Source organism: Bacillus silvicola (assembly GCF_050524305.1).
Classification (GTDB): Bacteria; Bacillota; Bacilli; order Bacillales; family Bacillaceae_G; genus Bacillus_A; species Bacillus_A cereus_AT.
Window position 1 is genome coordinate 1,682,973 of sequence record NZ_JBNGVC010000013.1, and the last position, 22,987, is coordinate 1,705,959.

Sequence of the window (22,987 nt, forward strand, 5' to 3'; positions counted from 1 at the left end):
TTTATTTCAGAAAATTTTATCAATAAATATATTGCGAAAATTCAAACTGTATCATATATTTATTAGTAGAGGCTCACTCATTGATTGCGACTTATGTCGAAAAATTGAATGAGCATTCATTCAAGAATAGGGGGAGAAATGGATGTTCCAAATTAAAAAGGCTGCTGTTCTAGGTTCAGGCGTAATGGGTTCAGGAATTGCGGCACACTTAGCTAATATTGGTATTCCGACATTATTGCTTGATATTGTACCACCTGCGCTTACGAAAGAAGAAGAAGCGAAGGGACTTACATTAGAACATAAAAGTGTGAGAAATCGTTTTAGTAATACGGCTGTGCAAAAACTATTAAAGCAAAAACCAGCTCCTCTGACAGTGAAAGGAAATTTAGCACTGATTGAAGCAGGTAACTTAGAAGATGATCTTGAGCGTCTAGCTGATGTAGATTGGATTATTGAAGTAGTAGTTGAAAACTTAGATATAAAGAAGAAACTATTTGAAAAAGTAGATGCTGTTCGTAAACCAGGCTCAATTGTGAGCTCAAATACATCAGGCATTTCCGTTGAAAAAATGGCAGAGGGTCGTTCAGACGACTTCCAGAAACACTTCTTAGGCACACACTTTTTTAACCCACCACGATATTTAAAACTTCTAGAGGTAATACCGACGAAAGAAACTGATCCACAAGTATTAAGCTTCATGAAATTATTTGGCGAAGACGTTCTTGGAAAAGGCGTTGTTATCGCAAAAGATACACCAAACTTTATTGGAAACCGCATCGGTACGTATGGCTTGCTTGTAACATTACAAGAAATGATTAAGCGCGGCTATAGCGTTGGAGAAGTTGACTCTGTAACAGGTCCATTAATTGGCCGTCCGAAGAGCGCAACATTCCGTACATTAGATGTTGTTGGTTTAGATACATTCGTACACGTTGCAAATAACGTATATGAAAACGTACAAGAAGAAGAGCGTGATGTATTTAAAGTACCAGCTTTCATGCATGACATGCTTGATAAAAAATGGCTTGGAAGCAAAACAGGTCAAGGCTTCTTCTTAAAACAAGGAAAAGAAATTTTAGAATTAAATCCTGAAACGATGGAATACGAAGCGCGCAAAAAATTAAAAGCTGCATCCGTAGAGTTAAGTAAGCAAGAAAAAGGATTAGCGAATAAATTGAAAGCGCTTGTATACGCGAAAGACCGTGCAGGGGAGTTGTTATGGAACATCATTACACCAACTCTTTTATACTCTGCAAAACTTCATAAAGAAATTGCGGACGATATCGTTGCGATTGACCAAGCGATGAAATGGGGCTTCGGATGGGAGCAAGGGCCATTTGAAATTTGGGATGCAATCGGCGTTGAAAAGTCTGTTCAAAAGATGGAAGAAAACGGTGCAGTTGTTCCGACTTGGGTGAAAGAAATGTTAGAGAAAGGTTTCACTACTTTCTACAAACATGATAACGGAGATAGCTACTATTACGACAATGGCGAATATAAGCTAATCGAATGTAATAAAAAGGCAATTTCTCTTAAACAATTAAAAGCGAAAAATGGCGTATTAAAGAAAAATAGTGGAGCGAGCTTAATTGATTTAGGTGACGGCATCCTTTGCTTAGAATTCCATTCGAAGAGCAATGCAATTGGTATGGATATTACGCAAATGATTAACTACGCTGTTGATGAAGTAGAGAAGAATTATAAAGGTCTTGTTATCGGTAACCAATCGAAGAACTTCTGCGTTGGTGCGAACCTTGCAATGATTTTAATGGAAGCACAAGATGACAACTACTTTGAAATTGAGTGGGTTGTGAAAAATTTCCAAGATGCAATGACGAAAATTAAGTACTCTTCTAAGCCAGTTGTAGCAGCACCATACGGTATGACGCTTGGCGGAGGTACAGAAGTTTGCTTACCAGCAGCTAGCATTCAAGCTTCTAGCGAAACGTATATGGGCTTAGTAGAAGTTGGTGTTGGCTTAATCCCTGGCGGAGGCGGTAATAAAGAGCTATACATTAAACACTTAAATAAAATGCCAAACGGTGTAGAGTTTGATCTACAAAAAGTTGCGAATAAAGTATTCGAATCTGTAGCGATGGCGAAAGTTTCTACATCAGCACAAGAAGCTGTATCGAACAACTTCTTAGGCGATAAAGACGGTATTAGTGTGAATGGTGATCACTTACTATATGATGCGAAACAAAAAGCACTTTCTTTATATGAAGCGGGTTATAAAGCGCCGATTCGTAAAAAGATACCTGTTGTTGGTGAAACAGGCTATGCAACGCTTGTACTTGGTGCAGAAGCAATGCATTTATCAGGTTACATTTCTGAACATGATCTTCACATTGCGAAGAAACTTGCATATGTCATTGCGGGCGGAAAAGTGCCGTACGGAACAGAAGTTGATGAGCAGTATTTATTAGATGTAGAACGTGAAGCATTTATTAGCTTAGTAAGTGAGATGAAATCACAAGCAAGAATGCAGCACATGCTTGTAAAAGGAAAGCCATTACGTAACTAATAACGAGGGGAGATATCGTTCATGAGAGAAGCTGTCATTGTTGCGGGAGCAAGAACACCAATTGGAAAAGCAAAGAGGGGTTCATTAAAAACAGTTCGTCCTGACGATCTAGGGGCGTTAGTAGTAAAGGAAACGTTAAAGCGTGCGAATTATGAAGGACCAATCGACGATTTAATTTTCGGTTGTGCGATGCCAGAAGCAGAGCAAGGCTTAAATATGGCTCGTAATATCGGCGGATTAGCAGGACTTTCTTACGATGTTCCAGCTATTACAATTAATCGTTACTGTTCTTCAGGTTTACAAAGTATCGCTTATGGAGCAGAGCGCATTATGCTTGGTCACTCTGAAGCTGTGTTATCAGGCGGAGCGGAATCAATGAGTTTAGTTCCAATGATGGGACACGTTGTTCGTCCAAATAGTCGCCTTGTAGAAGCGGCTCCAGAATATTATATGGGTATGGGACATACAGCAGAGCAAGTTGCTGTGAAATATGGAATTTCTCGTGAAGAGCAAGATGCATTTGCAGTAAGAAGTCATCAACGTGCTGCGAAAGCATTAGCTGCAGGGAACTTTGCTGATGAAACAGTATCTGTAGATGTAACGTTACGTACTGTTGGATCAAATAACAAACTGCAAGAAGAAACAATCATTTTCGCACAAGACGAAGGTGTAAGAGCAGAAACGACGCTAGACATTTTAGGTAGATTACGTCCAGCATTTAACGTTCGCGGTTCTGTAACAGCTGGTAACTCTTCACAAATGAGTGATGGTGCAGCATCTGTACTATTAATGGATCGTGAAAAAGCAGTGAGCGATGGCATGAAGCCACTTGCGAAATTCCGTTCATTTGCAGTAGCTGGCGTACCGCCAGAAGTAATGGGAATCGGTCCAATCGCTGCAATTCCGAAAGCGTTAAAATTAGCTGGCTTAGAGCTATCTGATATCGGTCTATTCGAACTAAACGAAGCATTCGCTTCTCAATCGATCCAAGTTATTCGTGAACTTGGTTTAGATGAGGAAAAAGTAAACGTAAACGGCGGTGCAATCGCACTTGGACATCCACTTGGCTGTACAGGAGCAAAACTAACACTATCTCTTATTCACGAAATGAAACGCCGCAACCAACAATTCGGTATCGTAACAATGTGTATCGGCGGCGGAATGGGAGCAGCAGGAGTGTTTGAATTACTATAAAAAGTGCAGGTGGCTTGCTCAGAACAGGAGGGCGTTGGAGGCCCTGACGAAGAGGCGCTTTTTGCCTCACAGGAAGGGGTGAAACGACCGACTGTTCTAGCCACTGGAACTGGATTATGAAAAAAAGTGTAAGCGGCTCGTTCAGAATGTGAGGGGGATGGAGCTTCAGACGTAGAGGCGCTTTTTGCCTCGCAGGAAGAAGCGAAGCCACCGAACATTCTAGCCGCTGGAACTGGACTATAAAAAAAGTGTAAGCGGATCGCTCAGAACGAGACGACGCTAATGCAAAGAATGGAAGCAACAAAGGTTTATAAAAAATAAACGGGAGAGCCAGCTTCTTTCAAAATGAGAGAAGCGGCTTATGAAAATATGAAGGAGGAAATTTTCATGGAAAAAACAGTAGGAAGTGCGGTTAAAGGCGGTAGCTTTTTAGTAGATGAGATTACGATTGATCAAGTGTTTACGCCAGAAGATTTTTCATCTGAGCATAAAATGATTGCAAAAACGACAGAGGACTTTATCGTAAATGAAGTTCTTCCGGAGCTTGAATATTTAGAGCAACACGAGTTTGATCGTTCTGTTCGTCTTTTAAAAGAAGCTGGCGAACTTGGTTTACTAGGCGCTGACGTACCAGAAGAGTACGGCGGAATTGGCCTTGATAAGGTAAGTTCAGCGTTAATCGCAGAGAAATTCTCTCGCGCTGGTGGTTTTGCAATTACTCACGGTGCTCACGTAGGTATCGGATCATTACCAATCGTATTATTCGGTAACGAAGAGCAAAAGAAAAAGTATTTACCATTACTTGCAACTGGTGAAAAATTAGCTGCATATGCATTAACTGAGCCAGGTTCAGGATCTGACGCATTAGGTGCAAAAACAACTGCGCGTTTAAATGCAGAAGGTACACATTACGTATTAAACGGTGAAAAACAATGGATTACAAACTCTGCATTCGCTGACGTATTTGTTGTATACGCAAAAATAGATGGCGAGCATTTCTCAGCGTTTATCGTAGAGAAAGAGTATCCAGGCGTATCTACAAGTCCTGAAGAAAAGAAAATGGGTATTAAATGTTCTTCAACTCGTACGTTAATTTTAGAAGATGCATTAGTACCGAAAGAAAACTTACTTGGTGAAATCGGTAAAGGTCATATTATCGCATTCAACATTTTAAATATCGGTCGTTATAAATTAGGTGTTGGTACAGTTGGATCTGCGAAACGTGCAGTAGAAATTTCAGCACAATATGCAAACCAACGTCAACAGTTCAAACAACCAATCGCTCGCTTCCCATTAATTCAAGAGAAACTTGCGAATATGGCAGCAAAAACATATGCAGCTGAAAGCTCTGTATATCGTACAGTAGGTTTATTCGAAAGCCGCATGAGCACATTATCTGAAGAAGAAGTAAAAGACGGTAAAGCAGTAGCAGCTTCTATCGCTGAATATGCAATCGAGTGTTCTTTAAATAAAGTATTTGGTTCTGAAGTACTAGATTATACAGTAGATGAAGGTGTTCAAATTCACGGTGGTTACGGATTTATGGCAGAGTACGAGATTGAAAGAATGTACCGCGATTCTCGTATTAACCGTATTTTCGAAGGAACGAACGAAATTAACCGCCTAATCGTACCAGGTACGTTCTTACGTAAAGCGATGAAAGGTGAATTACCACTTCTTCAAAAAGCACAAAAATTACAAGAAGAGTTAATGATGATGATGCCAGAAGAAGTAGGCGATGAGCCATTAGCACTTCAAAAATATTTAGTAACTAACGCGAAGAAAATCGGTTTAATGGTAGCTGGATTAGCTGCTCAAAAATACGGTAAAGCATTAGATAAAGAGCAAGAAATTCTTGTGAATATCGCTGACATTGTAAGTAACTTATACGCAATGGAGTCAGCTGTTCTTCGTACAGAAAAAGCAATTAAAACAACTGGTCTTGAAAAGAATAAACAAAAAGTGTTATACACTGAAGTATTCTGCCAAGAAGCATTCAACGAAATCGAAGCAGATGCGAAAGAAACGCTTATCGCAGTTGAAAACGGCGACATGCTGCGCATGATGTTATCATCATTACGCAAATTAACACGCCACACGCCACTTAACGTAATTCCGAAGAAACGTGAAATTGCTGCGAAAATTTTAGAAGATGAGCGTTACACAGTTTAATAGCTGTAAAGAACAGTAGTCGTATAAACGGCTACTGTTCTTTTTTTTTTTTGCAAAAATGAAATTTTTAGTGACATAAAACTAATGCCATTAGTATAATAAAACTAATAGCATTAGTTTTATTCGGAAAGGGAGCTGGAAATATGAGAGTGATACATGAAAAAACGGTATATCAATTGTCATTTTTGCCAAGAGTGTTTCCTGTGAATTGTTACTTTGTCGAGGAAGAAGATGGTTTAACTTTAATTGATGCGGCTTTGCCATATAGCGCAAAAGGAATTTTACAGGCGGCTGAGAAAATAGGGAAACCAATTACTAAGATTGTATTAACACATGCGCATGATGATCATATTGGTGCATTAGACGCATTAAAGGAAGTGATTCCTAATGTTCCAGTCTATATTTCTAAGCGGGACGCAAAGCTTTTAGAAGGAGATACGACGTTACAAAAGGATGAACCGAATATACCAATAAAAGGCGGTGTACCTAAAAAGGTAAAAACAGTACCTGATGTTTTATTGGAGGATGGCGACCGAGTTGGATCGCTTCTTGCGATTATGACACCGGGACATACGCCAGGTTCCATGTCGTTTCTTGATGTACGAAATAAAGCTCTAATTGTCGGGGATGCCTTCCAAACAAGAGGAGGTATGGCTGTTTCGGGACAAATGAAATTTTGGTTTCCGTTTCCTGCAATGGCAACGTGGAGCAAAGAAATATCATTACAAAGTGCAGAGAAGCTAAGCGAATATGAGCCTTCCTTGCTTGCGGCAGGACATGGGGAAATGATAAAGGATCCAAGCACTGTCATAAAACTTGCTATTAAGGAAGCTAAGCGAAATATAGAAAGTATGAAAGAGGGTTAAATTCATGTCACCAAGAATCGGACTTACATTACAAAAAATTGTAGATACAGCGGTAGAAATTGCAGATACAAATGGGATACAAGAAGTAACGTTAGCATCGTTAGCGCAAAGGTTAGGGATACGTTCGCCCTCGCTATATAATCATGTGAAAGGGCTACAGGATGTCCGGAAAAATCTTGGTATTTACGGCATAGAACAGCTGCATAACAGACTGGAAGAGGCGGCCTCGGGTAAAAGCGTGGATGAAGCAATTCATGCATTAGGAGAAGCGTACGTAGCATTCGTCCGAAAACATCCTGGGTTGTATGAAGCAACCTTTTCACGAGATGAAGAAGTAAGAAAAGCAGGTGACGGAATTGTAGAGCTTTGTCTTCGGATTTTACAACAATACGGCTTAGAAGGAGAGAATGCACTTCATGCGACACGCGGATTCAGAAGTATTTGTCATGGATTTGCGTCGATTGAACAGCAGGGGGGATTTGGTTTGCCGCTAGATTTAGATATAAGTTTACATTTATTATTGGAAACGTTTATTAAAGGATTACATGTAATGAGAGATTGAATAAGAGGAAACCTTAGAAGTGATTCTAAGGTTTTTTAGTGCATATAACCAAAAAAGAAATAAATACTCAATCGTGAATGAGCAAAGAAAGATAGGAGTATTCTATGCAAAATTTAACAGGGCTTGAAAATGAGAAGGAGCCCCTACTGATTTAGAGGCTCTTTCTTGCTAAATAATATTATTTAGCAGGCTTTAGAAAAATATATATTGCTAAGAAAAAATTGAAAAACGTAAATACGAAAGGGTCGTGGCTTGACTCAGAATCATAAGCTTCTTGGCTTTTTGTAAGAAAATCGTGGATTTTCATAGTCATTGCTCCTTTGTTATGTAGAGTTTATAAAAGGTAGTTTTTTTAAAAAAACTACCGCTTACTAATTGAGTTGTATTAATAAATAATAAGAAAAATGTAGTGTTACGATTTTTATAGTTGTTAAGTGCAATGAACAAAAGATAAATGAGAAATAACATATGCAAAGGTATAGAAGTGAATAGTGGTTTTAAAGTTAATACATCGATTAAAAGTTTTACATATAAGATTGCATAAACGATAAAGAAGATAACTTTAAATTTACTTTGCATAAGTACATCTTCTTAATATGATTTGTGCGTTAATTATGTAGTTATCATAAGGGGATATTTTTAAAAATTGTATTTTTCTGTAATTATAACATTTTTCTGTTTTTATAAATAGATGTGTTTGGTTTTAGTATGAAGGAAATTTTAGAAAGTTTTTAATGAATATGATTTGAAAAGAATCAAATAATAAATGGTGAATGAAAGAAGAAAGGTAGGAGTATTCTATGCAAAATTTAACAGAGCTTGAAGTAGAAAACTTACGTCATTTAATTGGTGGACACGCAACAATTATTAACAAGTTAGACCAGTATGCACAGGCTTGTACAGATCCACAGTTGAAACAAATGCTACAAAAAGATGCGCAAGATGCACGAAATACGAAACAGCAATTAATGACTTTCCTAGGATAGGAGGAAGCAACAGATGAATGAAAAAGATATGGTAAATGATTATTTAGCAGGATTAAATGCAAGTTTAACAAGTTATGCAAATTATATTTCTCAGTCTGATAATGAACAGTTACATCAAACGTTAATCCAAATTCGTAATCAAGATGAGATGCGCCAACGCAATATGTATGAGTACGCAAAGCAAAAGAGTTATTACAAGCCGGCAGCACCTGCTAATCCAATGATTGTACAACAATTAAAAAGCCAATTAAGTGCGGAATAGTGTGATGAATGAAACGAGCGAATGGATTCGCTCGTTTTTTTTGTTTGGTATATGTCAATAAATATATAATAAATATTTTTCCAGTTGTAACAAATATGACGAAAATTGAATATAACAATTCACAAAAAGGACAAAAGTTTGTTCAATATTTCACAAAGTATCCATGGTTTCTATCGTGGGAATCTCTATAATTAGGAGTGTAAAGAACAAAAGAAATAGACTACATAATCAATTGGGAGAGATTGCTATGAATAGAAACACAAGAAAAATTGCAATTATCGGTACTGGATTAGTTGGATCAAGCTGTGCGTATTCCATTGTAAACCAAGGGATTTGCGAAGAGCTATTGTTAATTGATATAAATCATGAACGTGCAGTTGGAGAAGCGATGGATTTATCGCACTGCATTAACTTTACAAATACAAGAACAAAAGTATATGCAGGAAGTTATGAAGACTGCAAAGATATGGACATTGTTATTATTACAGCAGGACCAGCACCGAAGCCTGGACAAAGCCGTTTAGACACTTTAGGAGCAAGCGCTAAGATTATGGAAAGCATTGTTGGCGGCGTAATGGAAAGTGGATTTGATGGCATTTTCTTAATCGCATCGAACCCAGTTGACATTATTACATATCAAGTTTGGAAATTATCTGGTTTGCCAAGACATCGTGTACTTGGTACTGGTACATCACTAGATTCTTCTCGCTTAAGAACAATTTTATCTGAAATGTTACATGTAGACCCTCGTAGTATTCATGGGTATTCTTTAGGAGAACATGGTGATTCTCAAATGGTTGCTTGGTCTCATGTAACTGTTGGTGGAAAACCAATTCTGCAAATTTTAGAGGAACAAAAAGAACGCTTAGGTGAAATAGATTTAGATGAAATTGTTGAGAAGACTGCAAAAGCTGGATGGGAAATTTATAAGCGCAAAGGAACTACTTATTACGGAATTGGAAATTCTTTAGCTTATATTGCACGCTCAATTTTCAATGATGATCACCGTGTTATCGCTGTTTCAGCTATTTTAGATGGTGAATATGGCGAATACGATATTTGTACAGGAGTACCGGCAATTATTACTAGAGACGGTATAAGAGAAGTTGTAGAACTAAACTTATCAGAAGATGAAGAAAGTCGCTTTGCAAAATCAAACGATGTTTTGCGCGATTATATGAAAACAGTTGGTTACTAACTTATAGGAGAAGGTGAAACAAATGAAGGAATATATAATGTCTCGTGTGTTTAAAGCTTCTGCCGGAATCGCACAGGGTATTTTCGTATCCCTCGGAATTGGTTTACTAATCGAAAATATAGGAAGAATTGTTGATATCCCATTACTTATTACAATCGGAGTTGTTGCAAAATCACTTATGGCACCAGCAATTGGAGCCGGGATTGCTTTTATGCTCGGTGCAAACGGACTCGTAATTTTCTCAGCGATGGTAGCTGGAGCAATTGGAGCTGGTTCAATTTCAATTACTGAAGCCGGTCTCATCATTAAAACAGGTGAACCAATCGGTGCATTATTAACAGCGACTTTAGCAGTTTATATTGGTAAACGATTAAGTGGAAAAACTGCTTTAGATATGATGCTCGTTCCATTTGCAGCAATATTAGGTTCTGGTTTAGTCGGTATTTGGTTAGCTCAAAATATTAGCCCAGTTTTAAATACAGTTGGAGCATTCATTAAAGATAGTTCAGCTGGTAGCCCATTTATCGCTTCTATCGTGATTGCTGTAGTTTGGGGACTATTACTTATCTCTCCAGCTTCATCAGCTGCTTTAGCGATAGCGCTTAGCTTAGATGGCGTTGCAGGCGGTGCAGCACTTGCAGGATGTGTTGCTCAATTTATCGGATTCTCTGTTATTTCAGCGAAAGAAAATAATTTAGGCGGCATATTAGCTCAAGCACTCTGTACTCCAAAAGTACAGTTGCCTAATATTACTAAAAATCCAATGATTCTCGTCCCAACTGTCGTCGCCAGTGCTATAGTAGGCCCAGTATCAGCATTAATTTTCCAACTGGAAGCAGGGAAAGAAATTGCAGGTCTCGGATTAAGTTCTCTTATCGCACCAATTAATTTAATTTCCAGCCAAGGATGGGAAGTTGTCCCAGCGATGGTAATCACTTATATCATCATTCCAGTAGCTGTTTCTTATATACTTTACATTGCTCTTAAAAAAGCAGGTCGTATTCATTCTGGTGATATGACTGTACCGCAATCTTAAATTGAAAATCTCCTTAATAATAGAGAAAAGCAGACTGAAGAAGCCACAGTCTGCTTTTTACATTTTATGATTGTGTTTTACTGGAACACGTACGGTTTCTTTTGCTAATAACAACTGAACGCCGAAGTAAAGTATGCTTGCAAGCGTCATTCCAGAAACGGCATCTACAAAAGCATGTTGCTTCGTAAATAGCGTTGATAAAATAATAAGCGTACCGAAGAACGTAAGGATGTAATACTCAAAAGCATGCTGTTCTCTACGCTTAAAGGCAGCTAACATAATTACAAATGTTGTAAGGACATGAATGCTTGGGAAACAGTTTACTGGTTGATCAATACTATAAATATAGCGGACTAGTTCGGAAAATACGTCTGTTCCAACGACTGTTGGACGTGGTACAGTTGTCTGCCAAAAATAATAAATAGAAAAACAAGCAAGCTTTCCAAGAATAACACTACTTAAAGTGACATAATATTGCTTTCGATCAGCAAAGCAGTAATAAATAAGTGCGCCGTATAAGTAAGGAAACCAAAGTAAATAAGGAATAATAAATGCTTTAACAAATGGAATCCAATCATCTACTACAGTTGTGACATCCACTGCGTGTACAGTAGATTTATTTAATACATCGTAAAGGGGACTTACGAGTACGAGTAGAAGTATATAACTTAACGGAAGAAAAGATGAAAGTTTAAAATTCTTCATGATAAGCTCCTATGTTTTAGTAATGTAAGTAAATTCAATTGATTATAATATAGAAAATCCAATTGGGCTATCGATTTCACTTACATTTTCTTGAATTTACCTTACACTTTTGTCACTTGACTTAAAAGAGGGAGAGGGTGCTAAATGAAGCGTTCATTTTATTTCTTAGTTTTTATATTGTTATGCCTAGTGGCTACTGGGTGTGCCAAAGATAAAGAAGGAGAGAAATTAGAATATAACGGGAGAGCACTCGTAATTGGAGTTGTTGGTGAAAAACCGAAAGATACGTTTAGAAATATAAAGTTTGAAAGTGTAAAATTAGAAGAGATGCAGGAGAAATCAGCAAAGGTTGATGGTTTTCTCGTCATGAAAGAATATTTTCAAGAAGCATCAAAGGAACAGTATACGGACTTATTTTTATCATTAAAGAAACCAGTGTTTTTTATCGGTTTAAAGGATAGACCATACTTGATTTTTACTAAAAAGGATTTAGATTATGACAATGCCCCGAGGGATGAAGCAATGATGTATACGCAAGGATTTGTAAACATGGGAAGCCCTGAAGGACAGTATTGGGGTATGGGGTTATATAATGATACTGTTTCCAATCAAAATATTCGCAATATGTATATCATAGTATTTCAAACAATTTCGGACTATTTAAGTCGATGATGAAGGAGCCTGTAAAAGGGCTCTTTTTATTTTTAAATAAACGTTTGTTTAAGAGGTATGTTCGGTAGGGAAAAACCTATGTATTCCAAAGGTTGAGGTAGAAAAACATGAAATTAATCAAACGTTTGTTTAAGATATATGTTCGGTATGAAAAAATATATGTGTTTCAAAGGTTGAGGTAGAAAAATCGGAAATTAATCAAACGTTCGTTTAAGATATATGTTCGGCGTGGGATGAGAAAAAAGTTTTTAAAAAATTATATATTTATTTTTTCTTGATAAATGGCGGAAAAATAAGAAAAATTAGCAGGATTATTAAAAATTATAACGAAATAAGTAAAAGTTTAGCGAATAATCGTTTGAAATAATAAAACGTTTTCTATATGATAAAGGTAAAGGTTAGTAAAAAAGTAGGTGAATTTATGACAGTAACATTTTATTCATACCCAAAGTGTGGCACATGTCAAAAAGCAAAAAAATGGTTTGAGGCAAACGATGTAGCATATGAGATGATTCATATTGTTGAAAATCCACCGTCAAAAGAAGATTTACGTAATTTACATGAGAAAAGTGAATTGCCATTAAAAAAATTCTTTAATACAAGTGGAATGCGTTACCGCGAACTTGGTTTAAAAGATAAGTTGAAGGATGCAAGCGAAGACGAAATGTACGAGCTTTTAGCATCTGATGGCATGTTAATTAAACGTCCAATTGTAACAAATGGAACGAGTGTAACACTTGGTTTTAACGAAGAGCAGTTTGAAAGTGTGTGGAAAAAGTACCAATAAGGTATTTTTACATAATTAATACATTCACTGGAGGTACAGTCATGAGCATTCCAAATAATTTACGTTACTCTGAAGAACACGAATGGGTAAAAACAGAAGGTAATGCGGTTGTTATCGGTATTACTCATTTTGCGCAAGGTGAGTTAGGCGATATCGTATTCGTTGAACTTCCTGAAGTAGGTGCAACAATCCAAGCTGACGAGCCATTCGGAAGCGTAGAATCTGTTAAAACAGTTTCTGAATTATACGCACCTGTAAGTGGTAAAGTTGTAGCAGTAAACGAAGAATTAAGTGACCAACCAGAACTTGTTAACGAATCTCCATACGAGGGTGCATGGATGGTTAAAGTTGAACTTTCTGATGCAAGCCAAGTTGAGAAGTTATTAACTGCAGAAAAATATGCAGAAATGACAAACCAAGACTAATTATAGTCGACTAAAGGACAGCCTTTGTGCTGTCCTTTTTTATGTTGTGTTACATAATGAATTTGAAAGCACATATATATTAATTATCATATAGGAGAAGATTTTTGAAAAACTTTTTCGCAGATGTTTCATGTTGATTGAGCGGGTTCTGCTTTTTATTGTCTAGCTCCAGCGGCTAGAACAGTCGGTCATTTCACTCCTTCACCTGAGGCAAAAAGCGCCTCTAGTTCAGGAGTTCGGGTGCCCTCTTGTTCTGGTCGAGCCGCTTGCGCTTTTCTTTGTCTAGCTCCACCTCCTAGCCCTTCATGTCTAAGAACCTTCCGCACGAGAAGACAAAAAGCGTCTTCTGTGCGAAAGAACCTTAGCCAACAGGGCTAAGCAGTCGGTTCCGCTTTTCTTTTGCAAAAATAAACAGGAAACAACATGAAAATAACGAATATACTATATACTAAGTTAAAGGTTGTATAGTATATGGTGATCGGGTGATGACATATGATTTATGTGGAAAAAGTCATTATTGTAGAAGGTAAGTCAGACAGAAGAAAGATTGAATCTATTATTCGTGAACCGGTGGAAATTGTTTGTACAAATGGTACAATTGGTTTGTCGAAAATGGATGAGCTCATTGATCAATTTTTTGATAAGGACGTATATGTGCTAGTGGATGCTGATGATGCAGGGGAAAAGTTAAGGAAACAATTTCGAAAAGAATTTCCGCAAGCAGAGCATATTTATATTGATCGCTCGTATCGCGAGGTGGCGACTGCGCCTTCTTCACATTTAGCAAATGTATTATGGGGAGCTGACATTGACGTTTATACAGAATATTTACGGTAAGGAATGATAGAAGTGATTGACTGGACAGGTACCGAAGCTACAGCCCTAATAGAAAACGAAGAAAAAACAGTGCTATATGTATATACACCAATGTGTGGAACATGCCAATTAGCAAAAAAGATGTTAACGGTTGTCGAGATGACGATTGAAGATTTGAAAATTGGAATGTTAGATTTAAATTATGCTCCGCATTTAGCGAAAGAGTATGGAATCGAAAGTGTACCGTGTTTACTTGTTTTTGAAAATGGGACACTAATGAAGAAGATATATGCATTTCATTCGGTGGAATATTTATATACGGAATTAAAGTAGGCGGCAAAGTTTTTGCCGCCTCGACATATTTCTTGGGAAATATGTCGAGATGCAGGGTGGTTACAGTATTTGTCGAGCGAAAGTTACAGGATTGCTCTTTAGTGAGAGGGAATGGTATGTGTAATAGAAAGTGATATGAAGGATGTGATTTAGGGTGAAATTATATTCTTTGCTACAATCATTTGTAAATTACGCTAATGGTCAATATCATTTAGAGCCGCTTTTAAGACAAGGAGAAAAAACTGTTAATTTTCGCTTTGGGGATGAATGCTGTTCATTACAAATTTCAAGGGATTATATTGAACTTTTGAAAGAGGAAAGAGGAACAGAACAAATCGTGTGTTTAGGGGAAGAGGATGTAAAACGTTTGGTGAATGGAAATATAAGGTTGCAGACGTTAATGAGCGATGGGCGTGTGCAATATTCGGGAACGTATCGAACGATGTTGTTAATTGAATCAATGTTTCATATATGTAAGCCGATGTCAGTGGGTGCTTAAAAGTCTGAAGTTTCTTTTTTTACGAAAATTTCTGTTGACATGGCGTATGGATATTGATACAATTCAATTCATAAAATATAGACAATTTAATAAATTTCAAATCAGACGAAAATTTAATCTGATTTCTCTTATCAAGAGAGGTGGAGGGACTGTGCCCTGTGAAGCCCGGCAACCGTCAACTTATGTTGAAATGGTGCCAATTCCTGCAAAGCAAATGCTTTGAGAGATGAGAGAGAGGGATAATGTTGTTATATACGCATATAAACCTTTCTGCTTCTCTAAAGCGGAAAGGTTTTTTTGTTGTTTGAATGTGGAGGACATTCAAATAATAAGAGGAGATATACCGATGGACTACACGCATCAAAAATAAAAAAATTGCGGAGTCTATCTAAAGTTTTATGAAATCCAGCTCCAGCGGCTAGAACAGTCGGTCGTTTCATCCCTTCCTATGAGGCAAACAGCGCCTCTACGTCTGGGATTCGGGCGTCCTCTTGTTCTAAACGAGCTGCTTGCGCTTTTTATTTAAAAAAGGGGTGAACATCATGATCTTATTAGAAAATGTAAAGAAAATATATAAGGCAAAAAGCGGTGATGTCACTGCTGTAGATAACGCCAACTTACAAATAGAGAAAGGCGAAATATTTGGTGTTATCGGATATAGTGGCGCTGGGAAAAGTTCTTTAATTAGATTGTTTAATCAGTTAGAGAAACCAACGTCTGGTCAAATTACAATCGCAAATCGTGTAATTTCAGCAATTACAGGAAGTGAACTTCGTAAGGCAAGACAAGAAATCGGAATGATTTTTCAGCACTTCAACTTACTTTGGTCACGAACTGTACGCGAAAATATCGAATTCCCACTTGAAATTGCGGGTGTGGATAAGGCGAAGAGAAGAAAACGTGTTGATGAGTTAATTCATCTCGTTGGATTAGAAGGAAGAGGAGACGCATATCCATCTCAGTTAAGTGGTGGACAAAAGCAACGCGTTGGGATTGCAAGAGCGTTAGCAAATAATCCACAAGTACTTTTATGTGATGAAGCAACGTCAGCTCTTGATCCAGAAACGACGGATCAAATTTTAGATTTATTATTAGACATTAATAAGCGTCTCAACTTAACAATTGTATTAATTACACATGAGATGCACGTGATTCGGAAGATTTGTAATCGAGTTGCTGTAATGGAGAAAGGGAAAATCGTAGAAACAGGTCCAGTACTTGACGTATTCCGTAATCCAAAGCAGGACATTACAAAACGATTTGTACAGCAGTTAACGGATTCTGAAGATACGAATGAAACGATTGAAAGCTTAATAGAAAAGTATCCAGATGGAAAAGTAATTCGCTTGCAGTTTGTCGGTGAGGCTGTAGAAAGACCAGTACTTCAAAGATTAATGCAACGCAGCGATATAGAAGTTAGCATTTTGCAAGGAAATATCGCACAAACGAATAACGGTTCTTATGGAAGTTTAGTTGTTCATTTAAATGGTGAGGAAACAGCGATCCAGCAAGCGATAGAAGGAATTCATCAAGATCAAGTAGAGCTGGAGGTGATTGCACATGGATAAGTTAATCGCAAATATTGATTGGAATCAAATGTTAGAAGCAACTGGTGAAACGTTATATATGACGGCAATCGCAGCGCTTGCCACATTTGTGTTAGGACTTATTTTAGGACTATTACTCTTTATGACAGCGAAAGATAATTTATGGGAAAATAAAGCGATTAATACGGTGATTGGAGCATTCGTAAACATTTTCCGTTCTATACCGTTCATCATTTTAATTATTTTATTAATCCCATTCACAAAAATCCTTCTTGGAACAATCCTTGGAGCGAGTGCAGCACTGCCAGCTTTAATTATTGGCGCAGCACCGTTTTACGCGAGAATGGTTGAAATCGCACTTCGTGAAATTGATAAAGGTGTAATTGAAGCTTCAAAAGCAATGGGAGCAAAAACAAGCACAATTATTTTGAAAGTGTTAATTCCAGAATCGTTACCAGCGTTAGTATCTGGTATAACGGTTACGACTATTGCTTTAGTAGGCTATACAGCAATGGCAGGTGTTGTTGGTGCTGGTGGTCTTGGAACGCTTGCTTATTTAGAGGGATTCCAGAGAGGGAATAACGATGTAACAATCGTTGCGACAATTTGTGTATTACTAGTTGTATTCTTCATTCAGTGGATTGGTGATAGTTTAACGACTCGGATAGATAAAAGATAATGAAAACAGGGGGATATTTCAAATGAAAAAATTATTACTTACAGCACTTATTTCAACTTCAATTTTTGGGTTAGCTGCTTGCGGGGGGAAAGATAAAGATGAAAAGAAACTTGTTGTTGGTGCTTCTAACGTACCGCACGCTGAAATTTTAGAAAAGGCAAAACCGTTACTTGAGAAAAAAGGAATTGAGTTAGAAATTAAAAAATTCCAAGACTACGTGTTACCGAATAAATCGTTAGCAGATAAAGAATTAGATGCGAACTACTTCCAGCACATTCCGTATTTAGAAAAAGAAATTAAAGATAAAAAATATGATTTTGAAGTAGCAGGAAAAATTCATTTAGAACCGATTGGTGTATATTCTCAAAAATATAAGAGCTTAAAAGAACTTCCAGACGGGGCGACAATTATTATGAGTAATTCTGTTACTGATCATGGTCGTGGTTTAGCAATTTTACAAAAAGAAGGCATTTTAAAAATTAAAGACGGAGTAGAACCAGTTAATGCAACTCCAAAAGATATTGCAGATAATCCGAAAAACTTAAAGTTCAAAACAGATATTGAGCCTGGTTTGTTACCACAAGTGTATAACAATAAAGAAGGCGACGCTGTTTTAATTAACTCGAACTATGCAATTGATGCGAAATTAAACCCAGAAAAAGATGCAATTGCAATTGAAGGCGATGATTCTCCATATGCAAACGTGTTAGTGGTTCGTAAAGGTGATAAAGATAAAAAAGCGATTAAAGAGCTTGTAGAAGTATTGCATTCTAAAGAAATCGAAGACTTTATTAATAAAGAATATAAAGGAGCAGTTGTTCCTGTAAAAGAATAATTGCTGTGAAAGGGCTGGTGTATGCCGGCTCTTTTTATAACTACATAACTATAGGGGAGAAGGGGACATCATATGAAAAAGATTCTACTGTCAGTTGTTACAGCGCTGTCTGTATTTACATTAGCTGCTTGCGGAGGGAAAGAGGAGAATAAGCTTGTTGTGGGAGCTTCTAACGTGCCGCACGCTGTTATTTTAGAGAAAGCACAACCGATATTAGAGAAAAAAGGCATTAAATTAGAGATTAAAAAGTTCCAGGACTATGTGTTACCGAATAAAGCGTTAGTGGATAAAGAAATTGATGTGAACTATTTCCAGCACATTCCGTATTTAGATAAAGAAATTCAAGAAAAAGGATATAAAATTGTAAATGCAGGAAAAATCCATTTAGAGCCAATGGGCATTTATTCTAAGAAATATAAAAGCTTAAAAGACTTGCCAGATGGCGGAACAGTTATTATGAGTAATAACGTTGCAGAGCGCGGACGTATGTTAGCACTATTGCAAAAAGGCGGAGTTATTAAACTAAAAGACGGTGTAGATGTTGTTAAAGCAACAGTAAAAGATGTTGTAGAAAATCCGAAAAATTTAAAGTTCAAAACAGATGTAGAACCTGGACTTTCACCGAAGCTATATGAAAATAATGAAGGTGATGCTTTATTTATTAATTCAAACTATGCAATTGATGCGAAATTAAATCCAACAAAGGATGCAATTGCAATTGAAGGATCAGACTCTCCTTATGCAAATATTATTGCAGTTCGCAAAGGGGACGAGAAGAAAAAAGAAATTAAAGAGTTAGTAGAAGTACTGCATTCAAAAGAAATTCAAGACTTTATTAATAAAGAATATAAAGGTGCTGTACTTCCGGTAAGTGAATAAGTACAAGGAAAGGATTGGGAATTTCCCAGTTCTTTTTTCTTTATATAAATAAGAAGAAAGGTGTATCATATAAGGATGCAAGGGAAATACTTATATACATTTGTGAAAAAATTGTTACATTTTTTCATCGTTTGCGATATCATTTTATTTGATATAAGATTAGAATGAGAATAAAATGAGAATATGAACGTTTTAGTAATTTTTAAAATGTATATATAGGATTAATGGAGGTATTGAGATGGCTGGTTCTACATTAACGGTTAAAGACTTACACGTATCAATTGATGGCAAAGAAATTTTAAAAGGTGTAAACCTTGAAGTAAAGGGTGGAGAAATCCACGCAATTATGGGACCTAACGGAACAGGTAAATCAACTTTATCTTCTGCGATTATGGGTCACCCAAAGTATGAAGTAACAGAAGGTAGCATCATCATCGACGGTGAAGATGTATTAGAAATGGAAGTAGACGAGCGCGCACAAGCAGGTCTATTCTTAGCAATGCAATATCCAAGTGAAATTAGCGGAGTAACAAACGCTGACTTCTTACGTTCTGCAATTAATGCACGTCGTGAAGAAGGCGATGAAATTTCTCTTATGAAATTTATCCGTACTTTAGATAAAAACATGGAATTCCTAGAAATGGATCCAGAAATGGCACAACGTTACTTAAACGAAGGTTTCTCTGGTGGAGAGAAAAAACGTAACGAAATTCTTCAATTAATGATGATTGAGCCAAAAATCGCAATCTTAGATGAAATCGACTCAGGTCTTGATATCGATGCATTAAAAGTTGTATCTAAAGGTATTAACCAAATGCGCGGCGAAGAGTTCGGTTGCCTAATGATTACGCATTACCAACGTTTATTAAACTACATCACTCCAGATTTCGTTCACGTTATGATGAACGGTCGTATCGTTAAATCTGGTGGCCCTGAGCTTGCACAACGTCTAGAAGCTGAAGGTTACGACTGGATTAAAAAAGAATTAGGTATTGAAGACGAAACAGCAGAGCAAGAAGCGTAAGAGAGGAGCATAAACATGACAATCGGTACATTACCTTTCGATCAAGAAACAATCCGTCAGCGCGCAAGCGAAGTAAACGAAGCTGCTTGGTTGACTGAGTTCCGCTTACAAGCTCTTGCACAAGCAACTGAACTTCCAATGCCAACGCCTGATAAAACGAAAATTGAAAAATGGGACTTTATCGGGAAAGGCGACGCTGCTAAGCAAGAGCCTGTAAGTTCTTTAACAGAGCTTCCAGAAGCAGTGAAAAACTTAATCGATGAAAATAACAGCGTATTAGTACAACGTACTGGTACAACTGCTTTCGTTTCTTTAGCAGACGAAGCAAAAGAAAAAGGTGTTATTTTTACAGACATCGTAACAGCTGCAACAGAGCATGCTGAACTATTACAAAAGTATTTAATGAAAGATGGCGTGAAAGTAGACGAGCATCGTCTAACTGCACTTCATGCTGCATTAATCAACGGCGGTGCATTCGTATATGTTCCGAAAAACGTTGTTCTTGAAACTCCACTTCAAGCTGTATTCTTAGTAGACGGCGAAGAAGCTAACGTATATAACCACGTATTATTCGTAGCTGATGCGAACAGTACTGCAACTTATGTAGAAAACTACGTTGCAAATGAAAATGCTAAAGGTATTGCAAATATCGTAGCAGAAGTAATCGTGGAACAAGGCGCACAAGTGAAATTCGGTGCGGTTGATCTATTAGCAAAAGACGTAACAACTTACGTTAACCGCCGCGGTGTTGTTGGACGCGACGGCCGTATTGATTGGGCTTTAGGCCTTATGAATGACGGAAACACAATTTCAGAGAACGTTACGAACTTAATGGGCGACGGTTCATATGCTGATACGAAAACAGTAACAATTGGCCGTGGTAACCAAACACAAAACTTTACAACTAAAGTTGTTCACTTCGGTAAACACTCTGAAGGTTGGATCTTGAAACACGGTGTACAAAAAGATAGTGCAACATCTATCTTTAACGGAATTGGTAAGATTGAACACGGTGCATCTAAATCAAATGCACAACAATCTTCTCGCGTTCTTATGTTAGACGAGAAAGCTCGTGGGGATGCAAACCCAATTCTTTTAATTGACGAAGATGATGTAATGGCAGGTCACGCAGCTTCAGTAGGCCGCGTAGATCCGTACCAATTATACTACTTGATGAGCCGTGGTATTCCAAAACGCGAAGCAGAACGTTTAGTCATCCATGGATTCTTAGCACCTGTAGTAAATGAGCTTCCAATTGAAGGAGTAAAAGCACAGCTTGTTGAGGTAATTGAAAGGAAAGTTCGCTAATGAATATTCATGAAATACGCAAACAGTTTCCAATTCTTGATCAAAAAGTGAACGGCAAACAACTTGTTTATTTCGATAGTGCAGCAACTTCTCAAAAACCAATTCAAGTCATTGAAACGTTAGAACGTTACTATAAAGAATATAATTCTAACGTGCATCGCGGTGTTCATACGCTCGGTACGAAAGCTACCGACGCGTATGAAGGTGCACGTGAGAAAGTTCGCAAGTTTATTAACGCGAAATCAATGGAAGAGATTATTTTCACGCGCGGAACGACAACTGCATTAAATACAGTAGCAGCTAGCTATGGTCTTGATAATGTAAAAGAAGGCGATGAAATCGTCATCTCTTACATGGAGCACCATAGTAACATCATTCCGTGGCAACAAGTTGCGAAGAAAACTGGCGCAACTTTAAAATACCTTCCGCTTCAACCAGACGGTACAATTTCTTTAGAAGATGTTCGTCAAACAGTTACACCGAATACAAAAATCGTTTCTATTATGCACGTGTCAAACGTACTTGGAACGATTAACCCTGTAAAAGAAATCGGAGCAATCGCACATGAAAACGGTGCAATCATGATCGTTGATGGAGCCCAAAGTGCACCTCATATGAAAGTGGATGTACAAGATTTAAACTGTGATTTCTACGCATTATCTGCTCATAAGATGTGCGGACCAACAGGTGTCGGCGTATTATATGGTAAGAAAGAATTGCTAAACAATATGGAACCAATTGAATTTGGTGGTGAAATGATCGATTTCGTAGACTTACAAGAGTCTACGTGGAAAGAGCTTCCGTGGAAGTTCGAAGCAGGTACACCGATTATCGGTAATGCAATCGGACTTGGTGCGGCAATTGATTTCCTAGAAGAAATCGGTCTTCATAATATTGAAAAGCATGAACATGAATTAGCGCAATACGCTTTAGAAAGACTATCAGAAGTAGATGGCGTTACAATTTATGGTCCAAAGCATCGCGCTGGTCTAGTTACATTTAATATTGAAGACGTACATCCTCACGATGTAGCAACTGTATTAGATGTAGAAGGCATTGCGGTTCGCGCAGGACATCACTGTGCACAGCCGCTTATGAAGTGGCTAAAAGCTTCTTCTACAGCACGTGCAAGCTTCTATTTATATAATACAAAAGAAGAAATTGATACATTTGTTGAATCGCTAATCAAGACAAAGGAGTATTTCACAAATGTCATTTAATAATTTAGATACGTTATATCGTCAAGTTATTATGGATCATTATAAAAATCCTCGTAACCATGGCGTGCTAGAAGATAGTGTTACCGTTAACTTGAACAATCCAACTTGCGGCGATCGTATTCAACTTACGATGAAAGTAGAAGAGGGTATTGTACAAGAAGCGAAGTTTGAAGGCGAAGGATGTTCAATTTCAATGTCTTCAGCTTCAATGATGACACAAGCAGTAAAAGGAAAGAAAATTGAAGAGGCTCTTAAGCTTTCTAAAATTTTCTCTGACATGATGCTAGGAAAAGAGTATGATGACAGCATTGATTTAGGAGATATTGAAGCATTACAAGGCGTATGCAAGTTCCCGGCACGTATTAAATGTGCAACATTAGCGTGGAAAGCGTTAGAAAAGGGCTTAAACGAAGATAAGTAATGTTAAAGGTTCCTAAAAACGAGGTTATATAAGGAGG

24 protein-coding genes and 1 riboswitch are annotated in these 22,987 nt (G+C 37.5%); of the genes, 23 read left to right on the top strand and 1 reads right to left on the bottom strand.

Annotated elements, in window-relative coordinates; all coding sequences use genetic code 11:
* The first annotated feature begins 142 nt into the window (after nucleotides 1-142).
* The 9 genes from ACP6L7_RS30765 to ACP6L7_RS30805 all read left to right on the top strand — a co-directional run bounded on the left by ACP6L7_RS30765 (nucleotide 143) and on the right by ACP6L7_RS30805 (nucleotide 10,800).
* Complete coding sequence (locus tag ACP6L7_RS30765; RefSeq protein ID WP_430529626.1) at nucleotides 143-2,524, top strand: 3-hydroxyacyl-CoA dehydrogenase/enoyl-CoA hydratase family protein; 2,382 nt, start codon at nucleotides 143-145, stop codon at nucleotides 2,522-2,524.
* 21 nt (nucleotides 2,525-2,545) lie between these two features.
* A complete protein-coding gene (locus tag ACP6L7_RS30770; protein ID WP_430529627.1) occupies nucleotides 2,546-3,718 on the top strand; it encodes an acetyl-CoA C-acetyltransferase in 1,173 nt (390 codons plus the stop codon).
* Nucleotides 3,719-4,105: 387 nt separating this feature from the next.
* Nucleotides 4,106-5,890 carry an acyl-CoA dehydrogenase FadE gene (locus ACP6L7_RS30775; RefSeq protein WP_088008554.1) on the top strand — a complete coding sequence of 595 codons (1,785 nt, stop codon included), beginning with the start codon at nucleotides 4,106-4,108 and terminating at the stop codon, nucleotides 5,888-5,890.
* 143 nt (nucleotides 5,891-6,033) lie between these two features.
* Nucleotides 6,034-6,756, top strand: a complete 723-nt coding sequence (locus ACP6L7_RS30780; RefSeq protein ID WP_097832177.1) for an MBL fold metallo-hydrolase — start codon at nucleotides 6,034-6,036, stop codon at nucleotides 6,754-6,756.
* A 4-nt stretch (nucleotides 6,757-6,760) separates the two neighbouring features.
* The gene (locus ACP6L7_RS30785) at nucleotides 6,761-7,318 is read left to right on the top strand and encodes a TetR/AcrR family transcriptional regulator (protein ID WP_097832178.1); all 558 of its coding nucleotides are present in this window, start codon (nucleotides 6,761-6,763) and stop codon (nucleotides 7,316-7,318) included.
* 800 nt (nucleotides 7,319-8,118) lie between these two features.
* Nucleotides 8,119-8,304, top strand: coding sequence for a hypothetical protein (locus ACP6L7_RS30790; protein WP_001180550.1), 186 nt, complete (start codon nucleotides 8,119-8,121; stop codon nucleotides 8,302-8,304).
* 13 nt (nucleotides 8,305-8,317) lie between these two features.
* The gene (locus ACP6L7_RS30795) at nucleotides 8,318-8,566 is read left to right on the top strand and encodes a spore coat protein (protein WP_001002992.1); all 249 of its coding nucleotides are present in this window, start codon (nucleotides 8,318-8,320) and stop codon (nucleotides 8,564-8,566) included.
* A 247-nt stretch (nucleotides 8,567-8,813) separates the two neighbouring features.
* The gene (locus tag ACP6L7_RS30800) at nucleotides 8,814-9,764 is read left to right on the top strand and encodes an L-lactate dehydrogenase (RefSeq protein WP_097832181.1); all 951 of its coding nucleotides are present in this window, start codon (nucleotides 8,814-8,816) and stop codon (nucleotides 9,762-9,764) included.
* Nucleotides 9,765-9,786: 22 nt separating this feature from the next.
* Complete coding sequence (locus ACP6L7_RS30805; protein WP_002089394.1) at nucleotides 9,787-10,800, top strand: PTS sugar transporter subunit IIC; 1,014 nt, start codon at nucleotides 9,787-9,789, stop codon at nucleotides 10,798-10,800.
* 57 nt (nucleotides 10,801-10,857) lie between these two features.
* Here the strand turns inward: ACP6L7_RS30805 and ACP6L7_RS30810 are convergent, their stop codons facing one another.
* Nucleotides 10,858-11,505 carry a phosphatase PAP2 family protein gene (locus tag ACP6L7_RS30810; RefSeq protein WP_097832182.1) on the bottom strand — a complete coding sequence of 216 codons (648 nt, stop codon included), beginning with the start codon at nucleotides 11,503-11,505 and terminating at the stop codon, nucleotides 10,858-10,860.
* A gap of 144 nt (nucleotides 11,506-11,649) precedes the next feature.
* Here ACP6L7_RS30810 and ACP6L7_RS30815 point away from each other — a divergent pair, with 144 nt between their 5' ends.
* The 14 genes from ACP6L7_RS30815 (at nucleotide 11,650) to sufU (ending at nucleotide 22,950) form a co-directional block, all read left to right on the top strand.
* A complete protein-coding gene (locus ACP6L7_RS30815; RefSeq protein ID WP_097832183.1) occupies nucleotides 11,650-12,177 on the top strand; it encodes a hypothetical protein in 528 nt (175 codons plus the stop codon).
* 421 nt (nucleotides 12,178-12,598) lie between these two features.
* The gene (locus ACP6L7_RS30820; RefSeq protein ID WP_000218970.1) at nucleotides 12,599-12,964 is read left to right on the top strand and encodes an arsenate reductase family protein; all 366 of its coding nucleotides are present in this window, start codon (nucleotides 12,599-12,601) and stop codon (nucleotides 12,962-12,964) included.
* Nucleotides 12,965-13,005: 41 nt separating this feature from the next.
* The gene (gcvH, locus tag ACP6L7_RS30825) at nucleotides 13,006-13,389 is read left to right on the top strand and encodes a glycine cleavage system protein GcvH (RefSeq protein WP_000026895.1); all 384 of its coding nucleotides are present in this window, start codon (nucleotides 13,006-13,008) and stop codon (nucleotides 13,387-13,389) included.
* Nucleotides 13,390-13,881: 492 nt separating this feature from the next.
* Nucleotides 13,882-14,226, top strand: a complete 345-nt coding sequence (locus tag ACP6L7_RS30830) for a toprim domain-containing protein (protein ID WP_000640865.1) — start codon at nucleotides 13,882-13,884, stop codon at nucleotides 14,224-14,226.
* A 3-nt stretch (nucleotides 14,227-14,229) separates the two neighbouring features.
* Entirely contained in the window at nucleotides 14,230-14,538 is a 309-nt protein-coding gene (locus ACP6L7_RS30835) for a thioredoxin family protein (protein ID WP_080028970.1), read from the top strand.
* 154 nt (nucleotides 14,539-14,692) lie between these two features.
* Entirely contained in the window at nucleotides 14,693-15,037 is a 345-nt protein-coding gene (locus ACP6L7_RS30840; RefSeq protein WP_097832184.1) for a hypothetical protein, read from the top strand.
* A gap of 125 nt (nucleotides 15,038-15,162) precedes the next feature.
* A riboswitch (SAM riboswitch) is annotated at nucleotides 15,163-15,270 on the top strand.
* A gap of 309 nt (nucleotides 15,271-15,579) precedes the next feature.
* Nucleotides 15,580-16,605, top strand: a complete 1,026-nt coding sequence (locus tag ACP6L7_RS30845; RefSeq protein WP_097832185.1) for a methionine ABC transporter ATP-binding protein — start codon at nucleotides 15,580-15,582, stop codon at nucleotides 16,603-16,605.
* Nucleotides 16,598-17,263 (top strand): methionine ABC transporter permease, encoded by a 666-nt coding sequence (locus tag ACP6L7_RS30850; RefSeq protein WP_002089380.1) that lies wholly within the window; start codon nucleotides 16,598-16,600, stop codon nucleotides 17,261-17,263. Before ACP6L7_RS30845 ends, ACP6L7_RS30850 begins: the two co-directional genes overlap by 8 nt.
* 22 nt (nucleotides 17,264-17,285) lie before the next feature.
* Nucleotides 17,286-18,098 (top strand): methionine ABC transporter substrate-binding lipoprotein MetQ, encoded by an 813-nt coding sequence (gene metQ / locus ACP6L7_RS30855; protein WP_097832186.1) that lies wholly within the window; start codon nucleotides 17,286-17,288, stop codon nucleotides 18,096-18,098.
* Between the two features lie 72 nt (nucleotides 18,099-18,170).
* The gene (gene metQ / locus ACP6L7_RS30860; RefSeq protein ID WP_430529628.1) at nucleotides 18,171-18,977 is read left to right on the top strand and encodes a methionine ABC transporter substrate-binding lipoprotein MetQ; all 807 of its coding nucleotides are present in this window, start codon (nucleotides 18,171-18,173) and stop codon (nucleotides 18,975-18,977) included.
* A 238-nt stretch (nucleotides 18,978-19,215) separates the two neighbouring features.
* Nucleotides 19,216-20,001, top strand: a complete 786-nt coding sequence (gene sufC / locus ACP6L7_RS30865; RefSeq protein WP_000929162.1) for a Fe-S cluster assembly ATPase SufC — start codon at nucleotides 19,216-19,218, stop codon at nucleotides 19,999-20,001.
* 15 nt (nucleotides 20,002-20,016) lie between these two features.
* Entirely contained in the window at nucleotides 20,017-21,309 is a 1,293-nt protein-coding gene (sufD, locus tag ACP6L7_RS30870) for a Fe-S cluster assembly protein SufD (RefSeq protein WP_000152177.1), read from the top strand.
* Nucleotides 21,309-22,529, top strand: a complete 1,221-nt coding sequence (gene sufS, locus ACP6L7_RS30875; protein WP_001020757.1) for a cysteine desulfurase SufS — start codon at nucleotides 21,309-21,311, stop codon at nucleotides 22,527-22,529. Before sufD ends, sufS begins: the two co-directional genes overlap by 1 nt.
* Nucleotides 22,519-22,950 carry a Fe-S cluster assembly sulfur transfer protein SufU gene (gene sufU, locus ACP6L7_RS30880; protein ID WP_002089369.1) on the top strand — a complete coding sequence of 144 codons (432 nt, stop codon included), beginning with the start codon at nucleotides 22,519-22,521 and terminating at the stop codon, nucleotides 22,948-22,950. Before sufS ends, sufU begins: the two co-directional genes overlap by 11 nt.
* Nucleotides 22,951-22,987: the final 37 nt, after the last annotated feature.